A 20,015-nucleotide genomic window follows, 5' to 3' on the forward strand; every position below is an offset into this window, starting at 1 on the left:
AGCTGGGGCAAAGACGCACTTTACAGGCTAAAAGCAGGAAAGGAACGCTATCAAATTGTACTCGCCATGAATCAGGATAATTTAACTAATGACATTGGAACACACGCTGCCAGTAGCTGCGCAGAATAATAATATCATTCGCTTATCTTTAGCTCAGGCGCTTGCCGGGGCTAACTCTGTAGTCTTCTACGCCACCGGTGCCATTGTTGGTAATGCCATAGCTCCCAGTGGTGCTCTGTCCACACTCCCCATCACTATATTTGTCCTGGGCATGGCCGCCTGCATTCTTCCTTTTGGCGCACTGGCGAAAAAAAAGGGACGTAAAGCCGCATTTATGGTCGGGACGGGGGCCGGAGTGATTACTGGCTTGATTGCTGCCCTTGCGGTTTTTATTGGTTCATTTTTGCTATTTTGTCTTGCCGCTTTCCTGGGAGGGGCTTACGCTGCAGTGGCACTTAGTTTTCGCTTTGCTGCAACGGATGGAGTGACATCCGAAAGGCGAGCGCGTGCATTATCCCTGGTGATGGGGGGCGGTGTGGTAGCTGGTGTCATTGGGCCAATGCTGGTGACGGGAACAATGAATCTTCTGCCACCACACACATTTGTTATTACCTTTATAGCTCAGGCTCTGGTAGCAACCATTTCAGCCTTCATTCTTAAGGGCGTAATTCCTGCCGAGCCAGCCGTGGCAGCCAAATCAGGAGGGCGTTCTCTGAAGGAAATTGTTCGGCAGCCGGGTTTCCTGAAGACCGTGTTTAGCGGCGCGGTTGCGTATATGGTGATGAATTTCCTGATGACCGCCGCTCCCCTTTCAATGCATATGCATGGAATTTCTCAACAAGCCTCCAATCTGGGTATTCAATGGCACGTTATTGCTATGTATGGGCCTGGATTCTTCACCGGTAGGTTAATTAACCGTTTCGGCGCGCTGCGGATTTCCGCAACTGGATTGCTTATTACGGCAGGTTCTGTTCTTGCCGGGCTCAGCGGAACAGATATCTTTCACTACTGGCTCTCTTTGATATTACTGGGAGTTGGCTGGAATTTTGGCTTTACCGGCGCTTCAGCGAAGATCATTGATTATCATCGCCCCGAAGAGAAGACTCAGGTGCAGTCCCTGAATGATTTTGTGGTATTTGGCGTAATGATTGTCGGGTCGTTTTCATCCGGTGCGTTGCTGAATCTTTATGGCTGGAATGCCGTATTATGGGGGTCACTTATCCCTGTTGGCATTGCATTTCTGTGTATCTTAAAAAGGAGTCACAAGACAGTTGTCGTAAAGCATGAGTAATATTTACCTCAGTGTCAGGAAGGTAACCGGTGTAAGTTATGGCAAAATAAGAGGAACGACACCCGCAATCGCAATTCAAGCTGTGGCTTTTTAGTGTTTATCTCTGGGGTGATGAGAACAAGAGAGCACTTTAGTATCATTCTTTCCTTTATTCTTGAGGGCGCATTCAGTTTTGGGCCGGAACCGGAAGCTATTCGTGACGCTATCTCTATGGATTAAAGCGTTTTGTTAAAAGCATCGTTAGATCACAAAACGGAAAACTATTTTCCCTACGGTAAAAATGTCGGCATCAGTTTTTGCAGATAAGAAAAAAGCATTATCAGACATGGTGTTACAGCACGAGTACATAACTAGGCACTGATGCGTACTGGTTTCTTGTTAACGCAAGGTAGCCACGCCCGCCGCCTGATGCTGGCAGAAGGCATGGGGATTAAGCGAGCGCCTGATGCCGCCGTTCTCATTGCTGTGTTTTCAGCCAGGCGGCAATATCCTGTGTCGGCAGATGATGTTGTGCATTCCAGGTGTCACTCATCGGCCACCACATACCGTCACCACGCGCAAAGGCGACGCGATAGCGCAGCATTGGGTCATGCGGATGTAAACGGAGCTGCTCCTGTAAGTCAGGTAGCGTCAATACGCCTCGGGTAAAAGTTTGCTGCGTCACGCGTTCGACCGTTTCCGCCAGTTTTGCATAAGAGGTCGTTTCCCCCGCGACAAAGACGACTTCGTTAGTGATACGCGGCTGATGCAGATAAATTTCAGTGGTCAGGCGACCAATATCCGCAGGCGACGTGACGGTGACCTGCATTTCCCATCCGCCGAGGGCATTGATGGTTTTTTTGGCTAAGTTGACCACATCAAAGGCCGGTTCGAAGAGAAAAGAGGTAAATATACCGGTTGAAACAATCACCCACTCTGTGACGTTTTGCTCGCGCAAAAGCGTCCTGACGTCATACTGTTCGTCCCACACCGGCTGGCCGCTGCCTTTGCCGACCACATCGTAATTCACGCCAAACTGCCAGGGGAAATAGCGCTTAACGCCCGCCTCCAGTACCGCGCGGGTGATTTTTATCTGGGTACCCGCACCGGCGACAAACCCCATACAATTGATGATCGTATCAAAACCGCGGAATTGATCTTTTAACGCTGCAACCGAACTGCCCGCGATGTCGACCGGGATAAACCGCGCACCGGCATCCGCCAGTTGTTGATGAATGCTGGAACGTCGTTTGCTCTGTTTATCCCTGGATTGCCCTGACACAATAACGCTAACGGAACCATTACGCTGTGTGACCGCCGGAACCAACGACGCCAGCACTGACGCCCCCAGTTGTCCCGCGCCCAGCACCAATACTTTTTCACCCACCTGATTATTGGATTGTTTCATTTGCCCCTCTCTGTGTTGGTTCACCTGTAGATTAAAGATTACGTCAGGGTTCTGCGTTCGATAAGACGCCGAAGACGGGTTAGACTGTTCTGATAAATGGGATAATTGGCGGGGGGAAAATGGACAAGCTGGAAGCGATGCAGGTCTATGTTTGCGTAGTGGATACCCATAGTTTTATCAGAGCCGCCGAAGTGCTGGGCGTGCCGCGCTCAACGGTATCGCGGGTGGTTAAAGAACTGGAATCCTGGCTTAAGATTCAGCTTTTGCAACGTACAACCCGCAAACTTAGCGTGACCGCAGAGGGGCGGCGTTACTACGAAGAGTGCAAAAGAGTACTGGCAGATATCGCGGCCATGGAGTCGTCATTTCCCGGCCGGGCGGCACAACCCAAAGGGCGTTTTAAAGTAGGGATGCCGCAATCTCTCGCCCGGCATTGCATTATTCCCACGCTCCCGGCCTTTTTGCGCCAGTATCCGGAGCTGGAGCTGATACTTTGTTCCAGCGATAGCGTGGAGGATATTATCCTGCAAGGGTATGACTGCGTGATTCGGGCCGGCAGGATCGATGATTCCACCACGCTGGTTGCCCGTCCACTTGCCAGCTTTAACTGGGTGATAGCAGCATCGCCCACTTACATTGAGCGTTACGGTAGCCCTGAAAATTTAGATGATCTGCAAAAACACCATGCGGTCGGCTACCTGAACCACCGCACTGGGCGTACCACCGACTGGTTTTTTACGCGTGAGGGGAAGGATTACGCGATGCGGGTGCAGGAGACGCTGGTTGTCGATGATACGGACGCTTATATTCAGGCCGGAATACAGGGGCTGGGGTTAATTCGCGTCGCCAGCTATCTGGTTGCGCCGTATCTGCACAGCGGGGCGCTGGTGACCTGCATGGACAACCATTCTTATGATTTGCCGCTTGCGCTGGTCTATCCGCAAAACAGGTTTCTGCCGCCTACGGTACGCGCTTTTTATGACTGGTGCAAAACGGCGCTGAGCCAGCCGGAGTCTCTTCGCTAAAAAATATTATTCCGGATATCGCATTGCCTGTTTAGAAAACTTTTTCACAGACGGTCAAAATGACGGTACTGGTTTTGACGCATAAGTAAAAGGCATTATCAAACAGGTGCTACACGGCGAGGATATAGCAAGCACTGAACGTTTGGATGCAATAAAAAATCTGTACAACTGTTATTAATGAACTTTTTGTATAAAAATAATCGGATTTAACAATACTCATTGTACCTGTCTTTTGCTCTTATCATGGCGTCTTTACAACGAAAGGGTGCTTTAGCGTGGAATATTCAATATTAAGTAACAACCTTAAAATGCCTATGGTGGGTTTTGGCGTTTTTAAGGTAACCGACAAAGAAGAATGCCAGCAGTCAGTGTTAAGCGCTATTCGCAGCGGTTATCGTCTTATCGATACCGCTGCGGTATACGGCAATGAAGATGCCGTTGGTGACGCTGTTCGTGAAGCCATCGCGACAGGTCTGTGTACCCGTGAGGAGTTATTTATTACTTCTAAACTGTGGGTGCAAGATATGGCTAACTACGATCTGGCCAAAGCAGGTATTGACGCGTCGCTGAAAAAATCCGGGTTAGATTATTTTGATCTGTATTTATTGCATCAGGCCATGGGCGATTATTTTAGTGCGTGGCGCGCGCTGGAAGACGCTTATGAAGCCGGTAAACTAAAAGCCATTGGCGTATCCAACTTCTATGCGCATGTATTAGCCAACTTCTGTGAAACCGTCAGAATTACGCCAATGGTAAACCAGGTCGAATTGCATCCATACTTTGCACAACCCGCCGCGCTGGAAACCATGAAGCATTATAACGTTCAGCCTGAAGCGTGGGCGCCGTTAGGCGGCGGAAGACATAAACCGTATGAAAATGAAATGCTTCAAAGGATTGCCGATGCCCATCAAAAAACCATCGCTCAGGTTGTCCTGCGTTGGAACGTGCAGCGTGGTGTCACGGTTATTCCTAAATCCACTCGACAGGAACGTATTGAAGAGAACTTTGCCATCTGGGATTTCTCACTAACGGATAACGAAATGGCTCAAATCAACACACTTGATTTAGGCTATGTTGGCGAAGCGGTGAAGCATTTTAATCCCGAATTTGTTCGCGGTTGTCTTGGCGTTAAAATCCACGATTGATCGCGGCGCTTGCGGATGTTTTCTCGCATGAACAGCTTCTAACACGGTTGCCGGAGCGTAGACGGCAACCGTATGATATTCGCCTGGCCGTCAGGCGCCGAAGGCACCATCGATGGTGTGCATCGCGCCGGTGACGAAAGAGGCTTCCGGGCCGGCAAGCCATGCCACCATTCCAGCCACTTCTTCAGGTCTTCCGTGTCGTTTGATCGCCATGAAACTGTGCATCAGCTCTTTCATGGGGCCATCTTCCGGATTGATGTCGGTATCAATGGGGCCTGGCTGCACCACATTTATCGTAATCCCGCGGGGGCCAAAATCACGGGCCAGGCCGCGCGCCAGCCCTTGCAGGGCTGATTTACTGGCGGCGTACGCGGCCATTCCCGGTACGGGCATCCGATCGCCATTCACGGAACCGATAATAATAATGCGTCCACCTTCCGGCATGTTGCGGGCTGCTTCGACTGACGCATGGTAAGGCGCATGGATATTAATGCGGAACAAACGATCTATCGCATCGCTATCTTGTTCCAGCGCATCGCCGAAGAGAGCCACGCCCGCATTGACGACCAGAATATCCAGCGGTCCGTACTCACGCACGAGGCTGATGATGGCATCACGATCGGCGCTATCCGTCTGGATGGCGGTGCTACCGGTTTCTGCTGCCAGTTTTTCGGCGGCTTCACGCGATCCGGCGTAGCTGAAAACGACCGATGCGCCGTCAGCGCTAAAGCGTCGTACAATAGCCGCGCCGATACCACGACTTCCCCCTAAAACCAGTACAGATTTGTTGCGAAATAGCGTCATCAGGATGTCCTTTATGATATTGTAGTAACCACTATAATATGCGTAATGAAATCATGCCGTCAAGGAGTTATGTAGTAATGACTACAAAACATAGCCGAACGCCGGGTCGCCCTCGCCAGTTCGATCCGGAGCAAGCCATTGAAACCGCTCAACACTTATTTCATTCGCGCGGCTACGACGCGGTGAGCGTAGCGGATCTGACAAAAGCGTTCGGGATCAATCCTCCCAGTTTCTATGCGGCGTTTGGCAGCAAGCTGGGGCTGTATACTCGCGTATTAAAGCGTTACAGGATGACCGACGCGATTCCGCTCGGGGTGCTTCTGCGTCACGATCGCCCGACCGCGAAGTGTCTTATCGATGTGCTGATGGAAGCGGCAAGACGTTACGTTGCCGATCCTGATGCCACCGGATGTCTGGTTCTGGAGGGCGCTCATTGTAACGATAAACCGGCACGAGAGGCCGCCTGCGAGTTTTACATCGCTGCTGAAAACCTGATTCGCACTTATGTCGCCATGCGGTATCCGCAAGAGGCTGACCGGACGACGGACTTTATGGGGACGTTAATGGCGGGACTTTCCGCCAAGGCGCGAGCGGGGTATAGCCTGGAGCGTCTTCAGGAGAGCGTACTTCTGGCTGGAGATGTGCTGGAGCGATTACTGCCGGATTAACGCAGCGCATCAAAAAACCTGAGTCAATCAGATATGGGCAAACATGGAGCAATAGCCCTAATCATCCATCTTGCTGTTGCGGTATTCGGTAAAGTACATCAAAAATAGAGGTGTCAGGGAAACAAGAAATACAAAAATGTAGTCTTATTACGGTACTTAGCTTATCAGTGTTGATGCTAGCCGGATGTACAACGACCTATACCATGACGACCCGGACGGGAGAGATTATTGAAACGCAGGGTAAGCCGGAGGTTGACACCGCAACCGGAATGACGAAATACGCTGATGCTTATGGTTATCATCGCGTCATTAAAACCAGTGAAATAGTGCAGACGACAGAAGGCGCATCGAAACTGGACTGGTAATGCGCTAAAGCAGTTGGGAGGCCGTGTCCTGTATGGGTACCGGACAGTTTCTGGGCCTGAATTGAATAGAGTGCCTGTATAGCCGAATTCCGGGTCTCAGCTTGATTTGTGTCGTCAGTTATTTGGTTGTTCCCTGTATATTGAAGGTAAACAGTACTCATGGCTAACGGTCTGTTTTGGATTGCTAACTATCCCGGATTCTGCGCGTTTTATTTAGTCACAACCATGGTTAAGAATATTTTGGGTCAGACTTACACGCCGGGTATTAAGATAATCCGTCGCATAGAGAGCTTGATCGGCATCATTCGGTTCAAGAAGAAACGGCGTGACTTTAGGTATGAGATCAGCAAACAGGTTATATTGATCCACAGAAGCAAAATGCTGGGTAGCGCTGGCCCAGGGCATTCGCATCAGCTCCGCGTAAGAAGGGGATAGTTGAACAGGCAAATCAAATTCTTTCAGATTAGCAAGCATCTCCTTACTCATATAAAATGTGACCCTGTTTCGCGAAAAGGTGTTAAGCACTGCCTTCAGTCGTTTAACTTTTGCTTCTTTACTCATGCTATTATCAAAAAAACGTGGTGAAAGCATAATAGCAATCGATGCGTTTGATGAAATAACATTATGTAGTGGTTTCAGAGCTACAACAATCTGATCGTTTGTGAAGATACGCTGCGTACCAAAGGAGGTAGTATAGTTTCCACCCAGCCAGATCACATAATCTGTTGTTTTGAGGGGAAGGGCTTTTTCCGGTATATTACCCCTGTCAGGTGCCACCGTTTCAATTGCTAGTGAGTCTTGTCCCCAGACATTATTTATTTTAGAACTCAAAAAATTATATTCTGAAATGTTCCTTAGTTTTAGTAGAGTTATCTGTGAACGGGTAAAAAAGAGATTGAATCTCACTTTGTTCTGCAATTGCCGAAGTAATCTGAGCGTGTTCTGATCGATCAGATGAGTATACAGACCAACAGTTTTTCCGGAAAGTATTGCTGAGGCATTGTTCGCAAGAAGCATTTCTTTTATAGCTCCTTGCCCAATAATCAGTACGCAACTGTATTTTTCTGGTCTGATTTTATCTATGGAGATATCGGTAAGATTGACCAGGTCAGGAGTGCCATGCCGCCAATTATCATGAATGACTGTGGCTCCGGAGGCGTCTCCTCCGGCTCCCCTGGTGATAATAAGAGGAGGGTGGGTACTGGCATGTGCGATATACGAAAAACAAGCTACCATTGCTAGCGCTGAGTTTCTGATGGTTGTATACATATCGTCTGCCCTGATTTCGAAAATATGAATAATGTCTCCTCTTATAATGTACATCAAAAAGAGAACATTTTAATTAAACGTTATCTCAACGAGATAAAAGGTTAGCACAGGAAAGTATAGAGAGAATGTAATCATACCAACATTATAGATGTGGGAGTATGAAGGCCCCGCAGGCCGCCCGGCCAGCATACTCCCATTAATAGTTAAAGTATGGACTTTGCTTTTACCGTAAACTGTAGCCAATATTACCTGATCACTACACCGTACAGTACTGTCAGAAACCTGGCTCCGGTGTTGCGTGACAACAAGTTATTTTCTCAATCCTTTCAAAATGTTAACTTATTTAATAGTCACTTATTTTATCAGAATCAATACTGAGAGTTTTATTACCGCTCTGAAAAGAGAAGGCTTTTCAGATGAAATACGTGGATGGTACGAAGTCATTACAGTACAGGGATATAATAATAAAGATCGACAATGGATTCATTATTCTGTTGCTTTTGGACGGATGCCAAATGGAAGTATTCAATATCTTCTCCTTCTCTCCTGATAAGATTCAGTTTTGGCAATATACACATATATATTGTATTGGAAAATTGTTGATATTTTTCCTTATGACCAACGAAATGGAATTTTGCATATTTACCACATTTTATTACCCTCGACATGGGTATTTTGCCTCCATCGACGGAATTATGTTCCATACCAAAAAAACTGCTTACGGCGATGACCTGGTCATTGGTATTATCCGGCTTAAAAGACGAGAGACAATACACATTTTCGCCCCACGTTCTGAGCGTCTCATGAATGATTTTCCATTTTATAGGCGACGCTTTTTTAGGAAGGTCATTTGTTGCGATCTGATGAGATGTTTGAAATCCGAAAATTTCTTTTGACGTAAGCTGACAAATTTCGAACTGATAATGCTCATCACAGTCAAGCCAGTAGGGAGGCCGTAGGTTTCTGAGATCCCAGAAATCAGCCTTGCGATAGTTATTGGGATTGACACCAAATGTCTTTTTGAACTCTCGACTATAGGACTGCACTGAATCAAACCCCATTCTGAACGCGATATCTGTGACCGACTGAGAGGTTAGCTTTAGCAGAGTGGCGCTTCTGCTCAACTTGCGTTGTCTGATATATTTTCCGATAGAGACTCCACACTTTTCTTTAAAAAAATCCTGCAAACTCCTTCGCGAATAACCTGTTATAACAACCAGCTTTTCAATATCAATCCTCTCTTCAATATTTTTTTCTATTTGCTCTAATACTGAGATTATTATGGCTTTTTTCATCATCATTCCTCTTTATTGAAGCCGAAAATATAAACATTTAAGGTATTTGACATACTGTGTTATTAAACTAGTGGGGTTGTTAGCTTTTCTGGCAAAACAAGAAATATTTAAATTGCTTGACGTTTTTGAATAAACTTTACACTTGGAGATCGGTTTTTGCCAGTAAAGCTAAGTAATTAGCATGGCGAAGGGCATAATTTCACAGGGGGTTAAAATGATTGAATAACCCTGAATTTTTAGCTCGTGAGATTATAAATCTCGTAATTATTTCTAATGATTTAATAAAAGGGAATTGTTTTGTACTTCAAAAAATCTTTATTAGCGTTAGCGATTTGTGCATCCGTGGTCTCAGTAGAGGCGGTGGCGAATACCAGAGCCAATGATATGGCTTCTTCTGCTACACCTGCTTCTGTTGGTCACCGTCCTGTGGCAACTACTAATGCAAAAAAGATAGAAGTGTCTGGGGAATTGACGACCGGTTCAACCCTCCAGATAGCGGATGTTTTTATTAGGGATGAGGATGGGGATCTCTTATCGCTGGATAAAATGAATAATGCCGACGATATTAAATGGTACCTGGTGGATAATGAGGCTGCCGATCCTTCTGGAACCCCGGCGGCAACCGGGACGGCTTTTACCATTCCTGCTGATGCAGGCGGTAAAAAAATTAAAATCGTTTACCGGATTAAGACGGCAACGGGGACGCCGGATAGTGCATTCTTGCCTGCCACTGTCTTATTAACTTCTTCATCTTCTGGCGTGGGCGGCGACTCCGCCGCAGACGGTACGATTTCTAATAAGCTACGTTCTGTCACTATCAATGTGGTGAATGAAAGTGGTAAACCGACTGATGAACTCAACGGTACCAATGACGCCAACACTCCAGTGGTGGGCGGCACCCTTGAAGCGGTACTGGAATGTGCCGCCACAGCGGCGGCTGAGTGTGAGGTCAGTAATTATAACTTTACCTGGCAGATGGCGGATGCCGGGACACCAAATAAGTTCACCGATCTGAATAATACCAACGCTGAAAAGCATAAATATATTATTAAGGGAACTGAGCAGAATAAACTGTTCCGTGTCCACGTTACGCCTAAAACGACGAAAGCCACGCCGGAGAATAAACGCGCTATCCGTCGCTGATGGTTATCGCTAAATAAACCTCTTATTTAAATACTCCCTCTGCCAGGCAGGGGGATATAGCAGGAGACAATAAAGTGGTTTTTTCTAAAAAACCCATTACTAAATATATAACCTGGGCCATTGTTACCAGTCAGATTCCACTCCCGGTCATTGCTGATAGCGATAATGAAATTCAGTCGTGGATTGCGGGGACGGCATCGTCTATTTCTCCGCATCTGCAGGAGGGGACGCTGGAGGATTATGCCAAAGGAAAAATAAAGGCATTACCAGGGCAAGCCGCTAATCATTTGGTGAACGAGGGGATGAAGAGCGCTTTTCCGGAGATTATTTTCCGTGGTGGCGTCAATCTTGAAGACGGCGCGAAATATCGTTCATCAGAGTTCGATATGTTTATTCCCGTCCAGGAAACGACATCGTCTTTACTCTTTGGCCAGCTTGGCTTTCGCGACCACGACAGCAGCAGTTTCGATGGCCGCATCTATGCTAACGTTGGTGTGGGTTATCGCCAGGAGGTCAATGGATGGCTGCTCGGCGTCAATACGTTTCTGGATGCCGACATCCGTTATTCCCACTTACGTGGCGGCATTGGCGGGGAAGTCTATAAAGACAGTCTGGCCTTTTCCGGCAACTATTATTTCCCTCTCACCGGCTGGAAAACGTCAGCAGTTCATGAATTACATGATGAGCGTCCGGCATATGGCTTTGATCTGCGAACAAAAGGCACGCTTCCCGATTTTCCCTGGTTCAGTGGCGAGCTGACATATGAACAGTATTACGGGGATAAAGTTGATCTATTGGGTAACGGTACATTAAGCCGGAATCCCCGCGCCGCAGGTGCGGCTCTGGTCTGGAATCCTGTCCCCTTGCTTGAGGTCAGAGCAGGATATCGGGACGCCGGTAACGGCGGCTCGCAGGCAGAGGGCGGTCTGAGAGTCAACTATTCCTTCGGTACGCCGTTACATGAACAGCTTGATTACCGCAACGTTGGGGCGCCGTCAAATACGACTAATCGGCGTGCCTTTGTCGATCGTAATTACGATATCGTCATGGCGTATCGGGAGCAGGCCAGTAAAATCCGCATTACGGCAATGCCGGTGTCAGGCCTGTCCGGGACGCTGGTGACATTAATGGCGACGGTAGATAGCCGTTACCCGATTGAGAAAGTTGAGTGGTCGGGTGATGCGGAGCTTCTCGCCGGACTCCAGCTTCAGGGGAGTCTGGGCAGCGGCCTTATCCTTCCACAACTTCCGCTGACGGCGACCGACGGTCAGGAGTATAGCCTTTATTTAACGGTGACTGACAGCCGGGGTACTCGCGTGACCTCCGAGCGTATCCCGGTAAGGGTGACACAGGATGAGACCAGTTTCCGTTCCTGGATAAATGTTATCAATGACGATGTTCAGGTTGAGGACGGCAACTTTGTTATCAGTACGCCGCTTCCTGCCGGAGAAGAGGGGAAGGTTATTGAGTGGCACTACGTGCGCGAGCGTTCTGAAGAGGAGTGGGCATCGCTCAAACCACGTAATATTAAGTATCAATCAGATATGCCGGGTCTGGCATTTAAAGCGCTCGGTGGTACAGAGCGTGACGGCCATTGGGTTGAACGGGTTCTGGTGACCCATATCGGCGATGATGCCCGCTCGCTCAAATTACATATTGAAGCAAGCGGACCAGACGATAAACATCCGGTGAAGGGTACCGTACTACTACAAGCGCAGTCAGACAGTATTGCGCAGAAGGTCACTTCTGTGGAGGTGCTTTTTACGCCGGGTACTGAAGAAGCCAACGGAAGCGTTACTGCGCCAGTCGTCGGAACAGAAATGCGAGCCAGAACGCTTTGTGTAAATAACACGGACTGTACTGATGCGTTTAATTATCAGTGGGAAATCTCGGATGAAATGAAATCCTGGCAATCCGTACCGGGGGCGACAAAAGCCACCTGGCTTCTTCCTTATAGTCTTAATGGGGAATCGCTTCAGAATAAATATATCCGGGTCAGAATTATTTCTGATAAGGAAAATGCCAAGAGTTCTACCGCAGCATCTGATGCGAATTAATGTTTTAAAAAGGATCAACAGTGCGTATGTCGAAACATAATCTTATTATCTATAGCCTGCTTCTGGCGGCTGCGCCGATAAGCGTCTTGGCGGATTCGTCGACAACGTCCGCGGCAACCGTCGGGATGTTTTCTCCTCCTACGGCGCCGAGCGTTGGGCACAGGCCTAGTTCGCCGTTGAGTGATTATGGGTTGGAATTGAATGGGTATTATGGATATTTTGAATCATATATACCTATACCAGGCATGCTTTTAAAAGCAAGAATGGTTGGGAGAGTCAGTGATCTTGATTCTGAAAAATATCAAGCTAATGAAACGGCTACCACAGTATGTACATATTATCGCGTTGAGAAAGATGACTCACAGCATGAGCTTCTACGTGAAAAGCCGTGTAAATATGAAATTGTTATCAGCGAGGATAATGTAGGTTCGAAGATAAGAATTGAGCATTATAACGAAACAGATATGGTCTCAGCACCAGGATATACGCCTGTGCCGATGGTTTCTGAACTCCATTCTATTGAAACAAAACGTATAGTTAAATTGAGTAAAGATTTATCTGTCATTAGTGCAGATAAATCTTTACTGATGCCAGGAGAGAGTGCTGTTGTGAAAATTATTGTTAAAGATATAAATAATAACCCCATATCTAATCTCAATCTCCAGTGTGGGCATTTTTCAACAGGAAGTTGGAATAGTCGATGCGATATCAAAGCCGGGGGTAATCCCGGAGAGTATCTGCAGACGGTAACTTATAATGGAGGTTCAAATGGAGAGTTGAAATTGACATATAAATATTTTGGGGAATTGATTAAAGATAAATTTACTATCTCCGGGACAATAAAAAAGTAGAGTAAAAACAGCAATGAATAATGGGTTGGCTTTTATTTCACTGCTCTTATTATGGATGTTGACTTGGTTCTTTAGTAGATTGCTAAATAATTATTATGGCTAAAATAATACAAACGTTAAAAGGAGAACTTTTTATGACACCAGCAACAACACAAGATTATATCTCATTGGGTCAGGAACACGCTGTCACCTTTGGCAAAACGCAGCTGACCCTCAAACCCGGTATACTGGCTGAAGGCAAACCATTACCCTGCACAAAGGGGCTGGTGAGCCATAATTTATTACCGGGTTACTGTATCCCGGGGATAAAAAAGCGGATTATTGTCGTCCCGTCACTGGATACGCCGGTTTGTGAATGGCAGGTAAAAGACTATAGTGACCGCCTTAAATCAGCGGGTAGCCACTCAAACCGGGCGGTATATGTGCTGAGTATGGATACGCCATTTGCTCAGGCCCGTTTTATTCGGGAACATGATATTCATCCCGGCATAACCTTTGTTTCTGACTACGCTTGCCGCCAGTTTTTGGATAATTCCGGGCTGAAAATTAATGAGCTCAGTATTTTTGCCAGAGCGTTGATAGAGTGCGATGAAAACAATGTGGTTACGCGTGTTATTGTACCACGAGATATCACTCATCTTCCTGTTTACTAATCACTTATATCAGCACCGTCCCTGCACAGAGAACCGAATAACCGGCAATGCAGGGGCGCAGACATCCTCCTGTAGTGCCCCCACATTTAACACATATACTATTGCATCACGCATAAGGAACTGAAAATGATGCCAGCGGATGGGGCAGGTTAACGTTATGGCACCCCTGAATTTCTGCAATAATCGTCTGGTAACCGGAAAGCCACTTATGACTTTGTGATTTGGCCTGCTGGTGCTGTAAATTATTTATCAATAGCTCCATTGATTCGCGGGTCTGCCAGTAATAATTATTAACCATTCTTCCGCTGGCGGCATCGGTATAGCTTTCCATCCCAATATAGCCATCAATAGACTGCGTATAGCGCTCAATCCAGCCATCCAGTTGATAAAACTCTTCGTCGTACTCTTTTTTTTCGAAAATAAAACTTGTCAGAAACAGCGACATGGTATTTCTCCTGTTACGCAATATCAATCAGACACCCATCAACGTGGATTCAAAACGTAAACCTGGCATCATTTTTTCAAGGCCGTCAGTCAGCATGTTTCCTGCCGCGTACAATTCATCAACCGGCATTTCCGGCAAGCTTTCAAGGATAAACCACATCGCTTTATCTGAAGCGCTTAGTCGGGTACGTACTCCCTGACGCCAGTTCCAGCGCCGACAGGTGACGCCTCTGTCATCGCGCCAGATAACTTCGCCCGGTTCTGGCGACTCGGTGACGGGTTGTCCTTCTTTCAGGGTATCAAATGTTTCACTTCCGTCTGCGAAAACCAGCCGCGGCGATCCACAATAAGCCGCGCTATTTTCGCCGCCTACCGGTACGGCATAGCGCAGGCTCACCGCGTTATAAAGATCAACGACCGGATCCAGCGCCGCCATTGTTCCATCCTTCAACACGCGTTTTCGTAGCGCTTCAGCCGAGCAGGGGGTGCGCTTTGGTTTTGCGCCGAATGCTTTAAACACCGCATTCCAGGCGTCTATATGCGCCTGTGCCCACGTCGGTTGGCCGTTAATTACGGCCTGACAGGCCTCTTTTAGCGCGATTTCTCCGACCTGCGCATCGCGAATCGGAGCGGCAATAACATTAATACTTAATGCACGAAAGCCGGGAGCGATACGGGCCAGTTCCGGGCTGATTGACGGTAACATAGAAGACATCGCATAATCCTGTAATGACTATTTTATTCTATGATATCGACCAATGACCAAAAAAGTCAACTTATCGACCACGGCGGGCGCTGACGTCAGCACGATAAATGAAGCTGTTTCCCAACGTATCAAACAATTTCGTAGCCAAAAAAAGATGTCGCTGGATGAGCTTGCGCGGCGTTCCGGCGTCAGTAAAGGAATGCTGGTGGAAATTGAAGGCTGTAAAGCCAATCCAAGCATTGCGCTGTTATGTAAGATCGCGGCGGCAATGGGAGTGTCCGTGGCGGATGTTGTCAACGTCGCCAGCGAGCCGATGGTCCATCTTATCGACCGGGATGCTATTCCGGTGTTGTGGCGCGGCGAGAAAGGCGGCAGCGCAAAACTGATGGCGGGAACCAGCGGGCCGGATATGCTGGAACTCTGGCAATGGATAATGCATCCTGGTGAACAGTTTGAATCGGCAGGGCATCCGGCAGACACCTGTGAATTACTGTTTGTTAATCAGGGAACACTGACATTAACAGTCGACGGTAGACGCTTTATTATTCGGGAGGGCTGCTCCGCTGTAGCCAGAACCGACATGCCTCATGCCTACGTTAACGACACTAATGAGGTGCTTGAATTTACCATGACGGTGAATGAAAAGAGCCGTTGATCACCGTAAGGCGCTAACAACCCGCCATCCGGACAGGGAAGCCTCGGTGCCCGATAACACTTATCGGGCACCGGCTATCTTTTATTTTGTCGCAGGCGCGGCCTCCGGGTCATCGATATAGAGCGTCTGGCTTGGGAAGGCGAAGTCAGCGCCGTTTTCCTGGACAATCGCAATAATTTTCAGGTAAACATCCTGCTGTACGGCAAGCCATTCCTGCCATACTGTTGTTTTGGTAAAGCAATACACCATAATATTCAGCGAAGAGTCGGCGAATTCATTAAAATAGACCAACAGCGTCTGTTTCTGATCGATATCTCTGTGCGCCTGCAACATGTTTCTGATAGCGTCAACAATGAGGCCAATTTTGTCGGCATCTTCGTAACGTAACCCAATAACCGTTTTTATTCGACGGTTGGTCATCCGTCCCGGATTCTCAACGCTAATGGATGAAAAGACGGAATTAGGCACGTACAACGGGCGGTGGTCGAATGTGTTAATTCGCGTAATTCGCCAGCCGATTTCGGCGACCGTACCTTCGATATTTCTGTCAGGAGAACGAATCCAGTCTCCGATACTGAAGGGGCGATCGAAATAGAGCATAATACCGGAGAAAAAATTGCTCAGGACATCTTTGCCCGCCATACCAACAGCGATACCGCCGATACCGCCAAAGGTCAGCAGACCGGACAGACTCATGCCAAAATGTTCTCCATACAGTAAGACAATCGCGACAATAATAGTTATTTTTATGACCCGTGCCAGAATACGGGTACTGGTGACATCTCTACCTTTATTGACCTGTGCTTTTTCAAATTGGTTAATAATCAGGAAAAGTTTTATCGTCAGAATAAGCGCAATGAGCGAGGTGCAGATAAAATCAATGACCCCGGAAGAGATAAAACGCAAATTATAATCTTCAATAGCATTATTCAGGATGCTCCCGATGGTCCCAATAATAATTGCATAAATAAAAAACTGTGCCGCATGGAACGTGAATCCTTTCTTCCACTGTACGTTACGGCTGAGCCAAAATCTCACGACCAGCAACGCCATACCGCAACTGAAAAGTATCGCCAGATTAAATGCGTTTTTGAGAAAAAATTCAGTGAACATTATTGTTTTCCGCTCCTTCCTACGATAACAGCTCAGAATGACCTGATTAACAGGTATTTTACCCAGGATAAACGCGTAGATCATCGATAAGTAAAAAGAAGAAATAGTGCTATCAGCTTTAATCTCAGCGGTTTACTTTTTATGTAAATACAATGTCACGTTTTATAGGGCAGACATCGCGTGATTGTCATGGTATTGTTGCTATCAGGTAACAAAGCCATCTGTAAAGGACAATACTATGATCATGATGAAGCTGAAATCGGCGAAGGGGAAAAAATTTCTGTTATGCCTGCTGGCAGTGTTTATCGTTGCGGCATCGGTGGTAACGCGCGCGACTATCGGCGGTGTGATTGAGCAATATCATATTCCACTGTCCGAGTGGACAAGCTCTATGTATGCCATTCAGTCGGCAATGATTTTCGTTTACAGTCTGGTGTTCACTATTCTGCTGGCGATTCCTTTGGGGATCTATTTCCTCGGCGGAGATGAGTAACAGGAATAGGGTATTGGCCGGATGGCAGTGCCATCCGGCAGGACGCAAGAGGGATTAATCGTCCTCGTCGTCCAGTTCAACCGGTGTTTGATACTCATCAGGCTTAATGACTAACAGGTCGCAGCGCAGATGGTCAATGACCTGTTCGGCCGTGTTCCCCAGAAACGCGGCCGAGAGTCCGGTACGTCCAACGGTGCCAAGCACAACGATCCCCGCCTGGAGATGTTCGGCAAGATCCGGGATAACTTCTTCCGGCAAGCCTTTTTCTACATGCGTAACTTTTTCATCAATGCTGAATTTCTGGCGCAGCGCTTTCATCGCCAGTAAATGCTGGCCTCTGATGGCGTCGTTATACACGCTGGGATCAAATTCCGGCAGCTCAATGGCGATATTGATTGGCGTAACGGGGTAGGCGCCGACCAGGTGTACTTCGGTATGATTAACCTGCTCCGCCAATTGTAAGGTCTCTTTTACCAGCTTTTCGTTGAGAGCATTGTGATAGGGCTCTTCGCTTGCCAGGTTCACGGCGACCAGGGCTTTGCCGCCTTCTGGCCACGGCTGATCTTTGACCATCCACACGGGGCTTGGGCATTTACGCAGCAAATGCCAGTCGGTAGGGGTAAAAATGACCGCTTCCAGTCGATCGTGCTGATGCGCCATTTTCAACACCAGATCGTGACTGCCGGCGATAACCTCCTGGATGATGGCCTCAAAGGGACGATTGTGCCAGACCACTTTAATTTCAATGGGGACACCGGCTTCAAGATAATATTTCGCCTGCTCACGTATCCAGGCTGTGCGTTGACTTATTACGCCCTGACGCATTGCGGTGCGTTCGTCAGGAGAAAGCAGGGTGGTCATCTCATACGAGAAATCGTAAATAGGCAGGAAAGCTTTAATTTTGCCGCCAATCCGTTGATGCAAATAAACTGCTCGCCGTAATGCGGGTTGGTCGTCCTGATTGGGATCGATGACCACCAGCATATTTTGATACATAGCCATACAGGGTCTCCTTACAACTGTCATCGCAGTTTGTAACTAAAGAGTAACTCAAATATGGTGAATGAAACAGAGGAAGCGCTTCTGCCAGATCAATAAATGAGAAAAATTTAACGATATGGCAGAAGATAACATCAATGGTTTAGCTGACGTTTAAGCGACGTTGCGGGTATGACCGGCGAGGGCCGCCAGCGCATCGCTGTTTTCAATAGTAATATACTTACCTTTCACCGCCAGCATACCGCTTTTCTGGAAACGCCCCAGCAGACGGCTAATGGTTTCGACCGTTAAGCCAAGATAGTTGCCGATATCGCCGCGGGTCATCGTCAGGCGGAATTCACGCGGTGAAAAACCACGCTGCGCAAAGCGGCGGGACAGGTTGTAAATAAACGCAGCCAGACGTTCTTCGGCGTTCTTCTTCGACAATAACAGGATCATATCCTGATCGCCTTTAATTTCACCGCTCATCAGACGCATCATTTGCTGACGCAGGTTAGGCATTTTGCCGGACAGGTCATCCAGTGTCTCAAAGGGTATTTCACATACCATTGAGGTTTCCAGCGCTTGTGCAAAGCTCGGATGATGACCGCTGCCAATGGCGTCAAAACCCACCAGGTCGCCTGCTAAATGGAATCCAGTAATCTGCTCATCGCCTTGCTCGGTAATGGTGTAGCTCTTAATCGTTCCGGAGCGGATAGCATAGAGCGATTTCAATTCATCACCTGCTTTAAACAGAGTTTGCCCTTTCTGAATGGGCTTTTTGCGCTCGATGATATTATCAAGCTGATCAAGCTCATGCTCGTTAAGTGTGAACGGGATGCAAACCTGGCTGATACTGCAATCCTGGCAATGGATAGCACAACCGCCAGACTGAATGCGCCGTATAATTCGCTTTTCCGGGATCATAGGTCTGCTCAAGCCGTAATTGATATTTGTCAATTTTAACATCTTTTTGGTGAGCGCGTAAGTCTGAGCTATCCCGGAGAAGGAATAATTCAAGTATAAGTTTGATGAATACTTTTATCTATTTGAAAATACGTAATTTATTTGTTGTTGCTTTACATAAAAGTGTGACCGATAAGGCACTTTTTGCCTGTATATTCATAATAAAAGATAGCCTTCATGGCGTAATAGCCACTCTTTTCGCTGCACGCCACCGGCGTATCCGGTCAGAGTGCCGTTACGCCCGATGACGCGATGGCAGGGAACAACAATACTGATGGGGTTAGCGCCATTCGCAGCACCGACTGCGCGTGCGGCGCCCGGTCGTCCCAGTTGCGCCGCCAGTTGACCATAGTGCATCACCTGCCCGCAGGGGATAGCGCGCAACGCCTGCCATACTTCCCGTTGAAAAGGTGTGCCCCCCGTTGCGGTTTCCAGAGTATCAATTACGGCGAGATTGCCTGCAAAATAATCTGCAAGCTTATCGCTGAGTCCACCGGGGTTAGTCGCAGAAAGGCGTTCATAGCCTTCGTGACGGTAGTGGATATTTAGCAGTTGCTCCATACGATCGCGGTACTGTTCCCACTCAATGGCCCGCAGTCGAAACTGCTCATCGCAAACCACCCATAACGGTCCTAATGGCGTGGCTATCTTCTCTTCAAGTAATCTCAGCATCCGTTCTCTCACATCGTCTTAATCTAACGTAAGAG

The 20,015-nt window shown here is 47.6% G+C and carries 21 protein-coding genes; 11 read left to right on the forward strand and 10 right to left on the reverse strand.

Translation table 11 applies throughout. The annotated features are described in order from the left end of the window. Positions 1 to 88: 88 nt before the first annotated feature. On the forward strand, positions 89 to 1,291 hold the full coding sequence (locus ACLJRH_RS03390) for an MFS transporter (protein WP_023137140.1): 1,203 nt from the start codon (positions 89 to 91) through the stop codon (positions 1,289 to 1,291). A 457-nt stretch (positions 1,292 to 1,748) separates the two neighbouring features. On the opposite strand, the gene ACLJRH_RS03395 is transcribed toward ACLJRH_RS03390, so the two are convergent. After that, positions 1,749 to 2,678 (reverse strand): aromatic alcohol reductase, encoded by a 930-nt coding sequence (locus ACLJRH_RS03395; protein WP_023137139.1) that lies wholly within the window; start codon positions 2,676 to 2,678, stop codon positions 1,749 to 1,751. A gap of 119 nt (positions 2,679 to 2,797) precedes the next feature. Between ACLJRH_RS03395 and ACLJRH_RS03400 the strand changes: the two genes are divergently transcribed. Both ACLJRH_RS03400 and ACLJRH_RS03405 read left to right on the forward strand, forming a co-directional pair. Further along, complete coding sequence (locus tag ACLJRH_RS03400; RefSeq protein WP_000359206.1) at positions 2,798 to 3,703, forward strand: LysR family transcriptional regulator; 906 nt, start codon at positions 2,798 to 2,800, stop codon at positions 3,701 to 3,703. 275 nt (positions 3,704 to 3,978) lie between these two features. Further along, positions 3,979 to 4,848, forward strand: coding sequence for an aldo/keto reductase (locus ACLJRH_RS03405; RefSeq protein WP_023137138.1), 870 nt, complete (start codon positions 3,979 to 3,981; stop codon positions 4,846 to 4,848). A gap of 90 nt (positions 4,849 to 4,938) precedes the next feature. On the opposite strand, the gene bdcA is transcribed toward ACLJRH_RS03405, so the two are convergent. Further along, positions 4,939 to 5,652: an SDR family oxidoreductase gene (bdcA, locus tag ACLJRH_RS03410; RefSeq protein ID WP_000171958.1), complete on the reverse strand. Its 714-nt coding sequence runs from the start codon at positions 5,650 to 5,652 to the stop codon at positions 4,939 to 4,941. A 77-nt stretch (positions 5,653 to 5,729) separates the two neighbouring features. Here bdcA and ACLJRH_RS03415 point away from each other — a divergent pair, with 77 nt between their 5' ends. Continuing rightward, complete coding sequence (locus ACLJRH_RS03415) at positions 5,730 to 6,320, forward strand: TetR/AcrR family transcriptional regulator (RefSeq protein ID WP_023137137.1); 591 nt, start codon at positions 5,730 to 5,732, stop codon at positions 6,318 to 6,320. A gap of 128 nt (positions 6,321 to 6,448) precedes the next feature. Next, positions 6,449 to 6,685, forward strand: a complete 237-nt coding sequence (locus tag ACLJRH_RS03420; protein ID WP_001168016.1) for a YgdI/YgdR family lipoprotein — start codon at positions 6,449 to 6,451, stop codon at positions 6,683 to 6,685. A gap of 213 nt (positions 6,686 to 6,898) precedes the next feature. Here the strand turns inward: ACLJRH_RS03420 and ACLJRH_RS03425 are convergent, their stop codons facing one another. Beyond that, on the reverse strand, positions 6,899 to 8,008 hold the full coding sequence (locus tag ACLJRH_RS03425) for a hypothetical protein (RefSeq protein ID WP_023137136.1): 1,110 nt from the start codon (positions 8,006 to 8,008) through the stop codon (positions 6,899 to 6,901). Between the two features lie 389 nt (positions 8,009 to 8,397). After that, positions 8,398 to 9,255, reverse strand: coding sequence for a GyrI-like domain-containing protein (locus ACLJRH_RS03430; protein WP_077909923.1), 858 nt, complete (start codon positions 9,253 to 9,255; stop codon positions 8,398 to 8,400). A 291-nt stretch (positions 9,256 to 9,546) separates the two neighbouring features. Between ACLJRH_RS03430 and zirU the strand changes: the two genes are divergently transcribed. The 4 genes from zirU to ACLJRH_RS03450 all read left to right on the forward strand — a co-directional run bounded on the left by zirU (position 9,547) and on the right by ACLJRH_RS03450 (position 13,953). After that, positions 9,547 to 10,392, forward strand: coding sequence for a two-partner-like secretion system exoprotein ZirU (gene zirU, locus ACLJRH_RS03435; RefSeq protein ID WP_023137135.1), 846 nt, complete (start codon positions 9,547 to 9,549; stop codon positions 10,390 to 10,392). A 74-nt stretch (positions 10,393 to 10,466) separates the two neighbouring features. Then, complete coding sequence (gene zirT / locus ACLJRH_RS03440; protein WP_023137134.1) at positions 10,467 to 12,449, forward strand: two-partner secretion translocator ZirT; 1,983 nt, start codon at positions 10,467 to 10,469, stop codon at positions 12,447 to 12,449. Between the two features lie 26 nt (positions 12,450 to 12,475). Continuing rightward, positions 12,476 to 13,300, forward strand: coding sequence for a ZirS family two-partner secretion-like system exoprotein (locus tag ACLJRH_RS03445; RefSeq protein WP_001527813.1), 825 nt, complete (start codon positions 12,476 to 12,478; stop codon positions 13,298 to 13,300). Between the two features lie 95 nt (positions 13,301 to 13,395). Continuing rightward, positions 13,396 to 13,953, forward strand: coding sequence for a redoxin family protein (locus tag ACLJRH_RS03450; RefSeq protein ID WP_001062620.1), 558 nt, complete (start codon positions 13,396 to 13,398; stop codon positions 13,951 to 13,953). A gap of 106 nt (positions 13,954 to 14,059) precedes the next feature. Here the strand turns inward: ACLJRH_RS03450 and ACLJRH_RS03455 are convergent, their stop codons facing one another. Together ACLJRH_RS03455 and ACLJRH_RS03460 are read right to left on the reverse strand one after the other, a co-directional pair. After that, positions 14,060 to 14,398: an antibiotic biosynthesis monooxygenase family protein gene (locus tag ACLJRH_RS03455; protein WP_000051812.1), complete on the reverse strand. Its 339-nt coding sequence runs from the start codon at positions 14,396 to 14,398 to the stop codon at positions 14,060 to 14,062. 27 nt (positions 14,399 to 14,425) lie between these two features. Further along, entirely contained in the window at positions 14,426 to 15,112 is a 687-nt protein-coding gene (locus ACLJRH_RS03460; protein ID WP_000097255.1) for a B3/4 domain-containing protein, read from the reverse strand. A 43-nt stretch (positions 15,113 to 15,155) separates the two neighbouring features. Between ACLJRH_RS03460 and ACLJRH_RS03465 the strand changes: the two genes are divergently transcribed. Then, on the forward strand, positions 15,156 to 15,758 hold the full coding sequence (locus ACLJRH_RS03465) for a helix-turn-helix domain-containing protein (protein ID WP_000163371.1): 603 nt from the start codon (positions 15,156 to 15,158) through the stop codon (positions 15,756 to 15,758). An 81-nt stretch (positions 15,759 to 15,839) separates the two neighbouring features. Here the strand turns inward: ACLJRH_RS03465 and ACLJRH_RS03470 are convergent, their stop codons facing one another. Next, entirely contained in the window at positions 15,840 to 16,871 is a 1,032-nt protein-coding gene (locus ACLJRH_RS03470; RefSeq protein WP_000493665.1) for a mechanosensitive ion channel family protein, read from the reverse strand. A gap of 238 nt (positions 16,872 to 17,109) precedes the next feature. On the opposite strand from ACLJRH_RS03470, the gene ACLJRH_RS03475 reads away from it, so the two are divergent. Next, positions 17,110 to 17,364, forward strand: coding sequence for a DUF2534 family protein (locus tag ACLJRH_RS03475; protein WP_000605645.1), 255 nt, complete (start codon positions 17,110 to 17,112; stop codon positions 17,362 to 17,364). A 54-nt stretch (positions 17,365 to 17,418) separates the two neighbouring features. On the opposite strand, the gene uspE is transcribed toward ACLJRH_RS03475, so the two are convergent. The 3 genes from uspE to ogt form a co-directional block, all read right to left on the reverse strand. Further along, a complete protein-coding gene (gene uspE, locus ACLJRH_RS03480; RefSeq protein ID WP_001262138.1) occupies positions 17,419 to 18,366 on the reverse strand; it encodes a universal stress protein UspE in 948 nt (315 codons plus the stop codon). A 150-nt stretch (positions 18,367 to 18,516) separates the two neighbouring features. Beyond that, the gene (gene fnr / locus ACLJRH_RS03485; RefSeq protein WP_139767244.1) at positions 18,517 to 19,269 is read right to left on the reverse strand and encodes a fumarate/nitrate reduction transcriptional regulator Fnr; all 753 of its coding nucleotides are present in this window, start codon (positions 19,267 to 19,269) and stop codon (positions 18,517 to 18,519) included. Between the two features lie 195 nt (positions 19,270 to 19,464). Further along, positions 19,465 to 19,980: a methylated-DNA--[protein]-cysteine S-methyltransferase gene (gene ogt, locus ACLJRH_RS03490; RefSeq protein WP_000945034.1), complete on the reverse strand. Its 516-nt coding sequence runs from the start codon at positions 19,978 to 19,980 to the stop codon at positions 19,465 to 19,467. Between the last annotated feature and the right edge of the window lie 35 nt (positions 19,981 to 20,015).

Origin of the sequence: Salmonella sp. SAL04162 (genome assembly GCF_046551535.1) — a bacterium.
Lineage (GTDB): Bacteria > Pseudomonadota > Gammaproteobacteria > Enterobacterales > Enterobacteriaceae > Salmonella > Salmonella enterica.

Coding starts and splice junctions, on each gene's coding strand:
- ACLJRH_RS03390 (WP_023137140.1), top strand. CDS start 89: ATGACATTGGAACACACGCTGCCAGTAGCTGCGCAGAATAATAATATC.
- ACLJRH_RS03395 (WP_023137139.1), bottom strand. CDS start 2,678: ATGAAACAATCCAATAATCAGGTGGGTGAAAAAGTATTGGTGCTGGGC.
- ACLJRH_RS03400 (WP_000359206.1), top strand. CDS start 2,798: ATGGACAAGCTGGAAGCGATGCAGGTCTATGTTTGCGTAGTGGATACC.
- bdcA (WP_000171958.1), bottom strand. CDS start 5,652: ATGACGCTATTTCGCAACAAATCTGTACTGGTTTTAGGGGGAAGTCGT.
- ACLJRH_RS03415 (WP_023137137.1), top strand. CDS start 5,730: ATGACTACAAAACATAGCCGAACGCCGGGTCGCCCTCGCCAGTTCGAT.
- ACLJRH_RS03425 (WP_023137136.1), bottom strand. CDS start 8,008: ATGTACATTATAAGAGGAGACATTATTCATATTTTCGAAATCAGGGCA.
- ACLJRH_RS03430 (WP_077909923.1), bottom strand. CDS start 9,255: ATGATGATGAAAAAAGCCATAATAATCTCAGTATTAGAGCAAATAGAA.
- ACLJRH_RS03445 (WP_001527813.1), top strand. CDS start 12,476: ATGTCGAAACATAATCTTATTATCTATAGCCTGCTTCTGGCGGCTGCG.
- ACLJRH_RS03450 (WP_001062620.1), top strand. CDS start 13,396: ATGGCTAAAATAATACAAACGTTAAAAGGAGAACTTTTTATGACACCA.
- ACLJRH_RS03455 (WP_000051812.1), bottom strand. CDS start 14,398: ATGTCGCTGTTTCTGACAAGTTTTATTTTCGAAAAAAAAGAGTACGAC.
- ACLJRH_RS03460 (WP_000097255.1), bottom strand. CDS start 15,112: ATGTCTTCTATGTTACCGTCAATCAGCCCGGAACTGGCCCGTATCGCT.
- ACLJRH_RS03465 (WP_000163371.1), top strand. CDS start 15,156: ATGACCAAAAAAGTCAACTTATCGACCACGGCGGGCGCTGACGTCAGC.
- ACLJRH_RS03470 (WP_000493665.1), bottom strand. CDS start 16,871: ATGTTCACTGAATTTTTTCTCAAAAACGCATTTAATCTGGCGATACTT.
- ACLJRH_RS03475 (WP_000605645.1), top strand. CDS start 17,110: ATGATCATGATGAAGCTGAAATCGGCGAAGGGGAAAAAATTTCTGTTA.
- uspE (WP_001262138.1), bottom strand. CDS start 18,366: ATGGCTATGTATCAAAATATGCTGGTGGTCATCGATCCCAATCAGGAC.
- fnr (WP_139767244.1), bottom strand. CDS start 19,269: ATGATCCCGGAAAAGCGAATTATACGGCGCATTCAGTCTGGCGGTTGT.
- ogt (WP_000945034.1), bottom strand. CDS start 19,980: ATGCTGAGATTACTTGAAGAGAAGATAGCCACGCCATTAGGACCGTTA.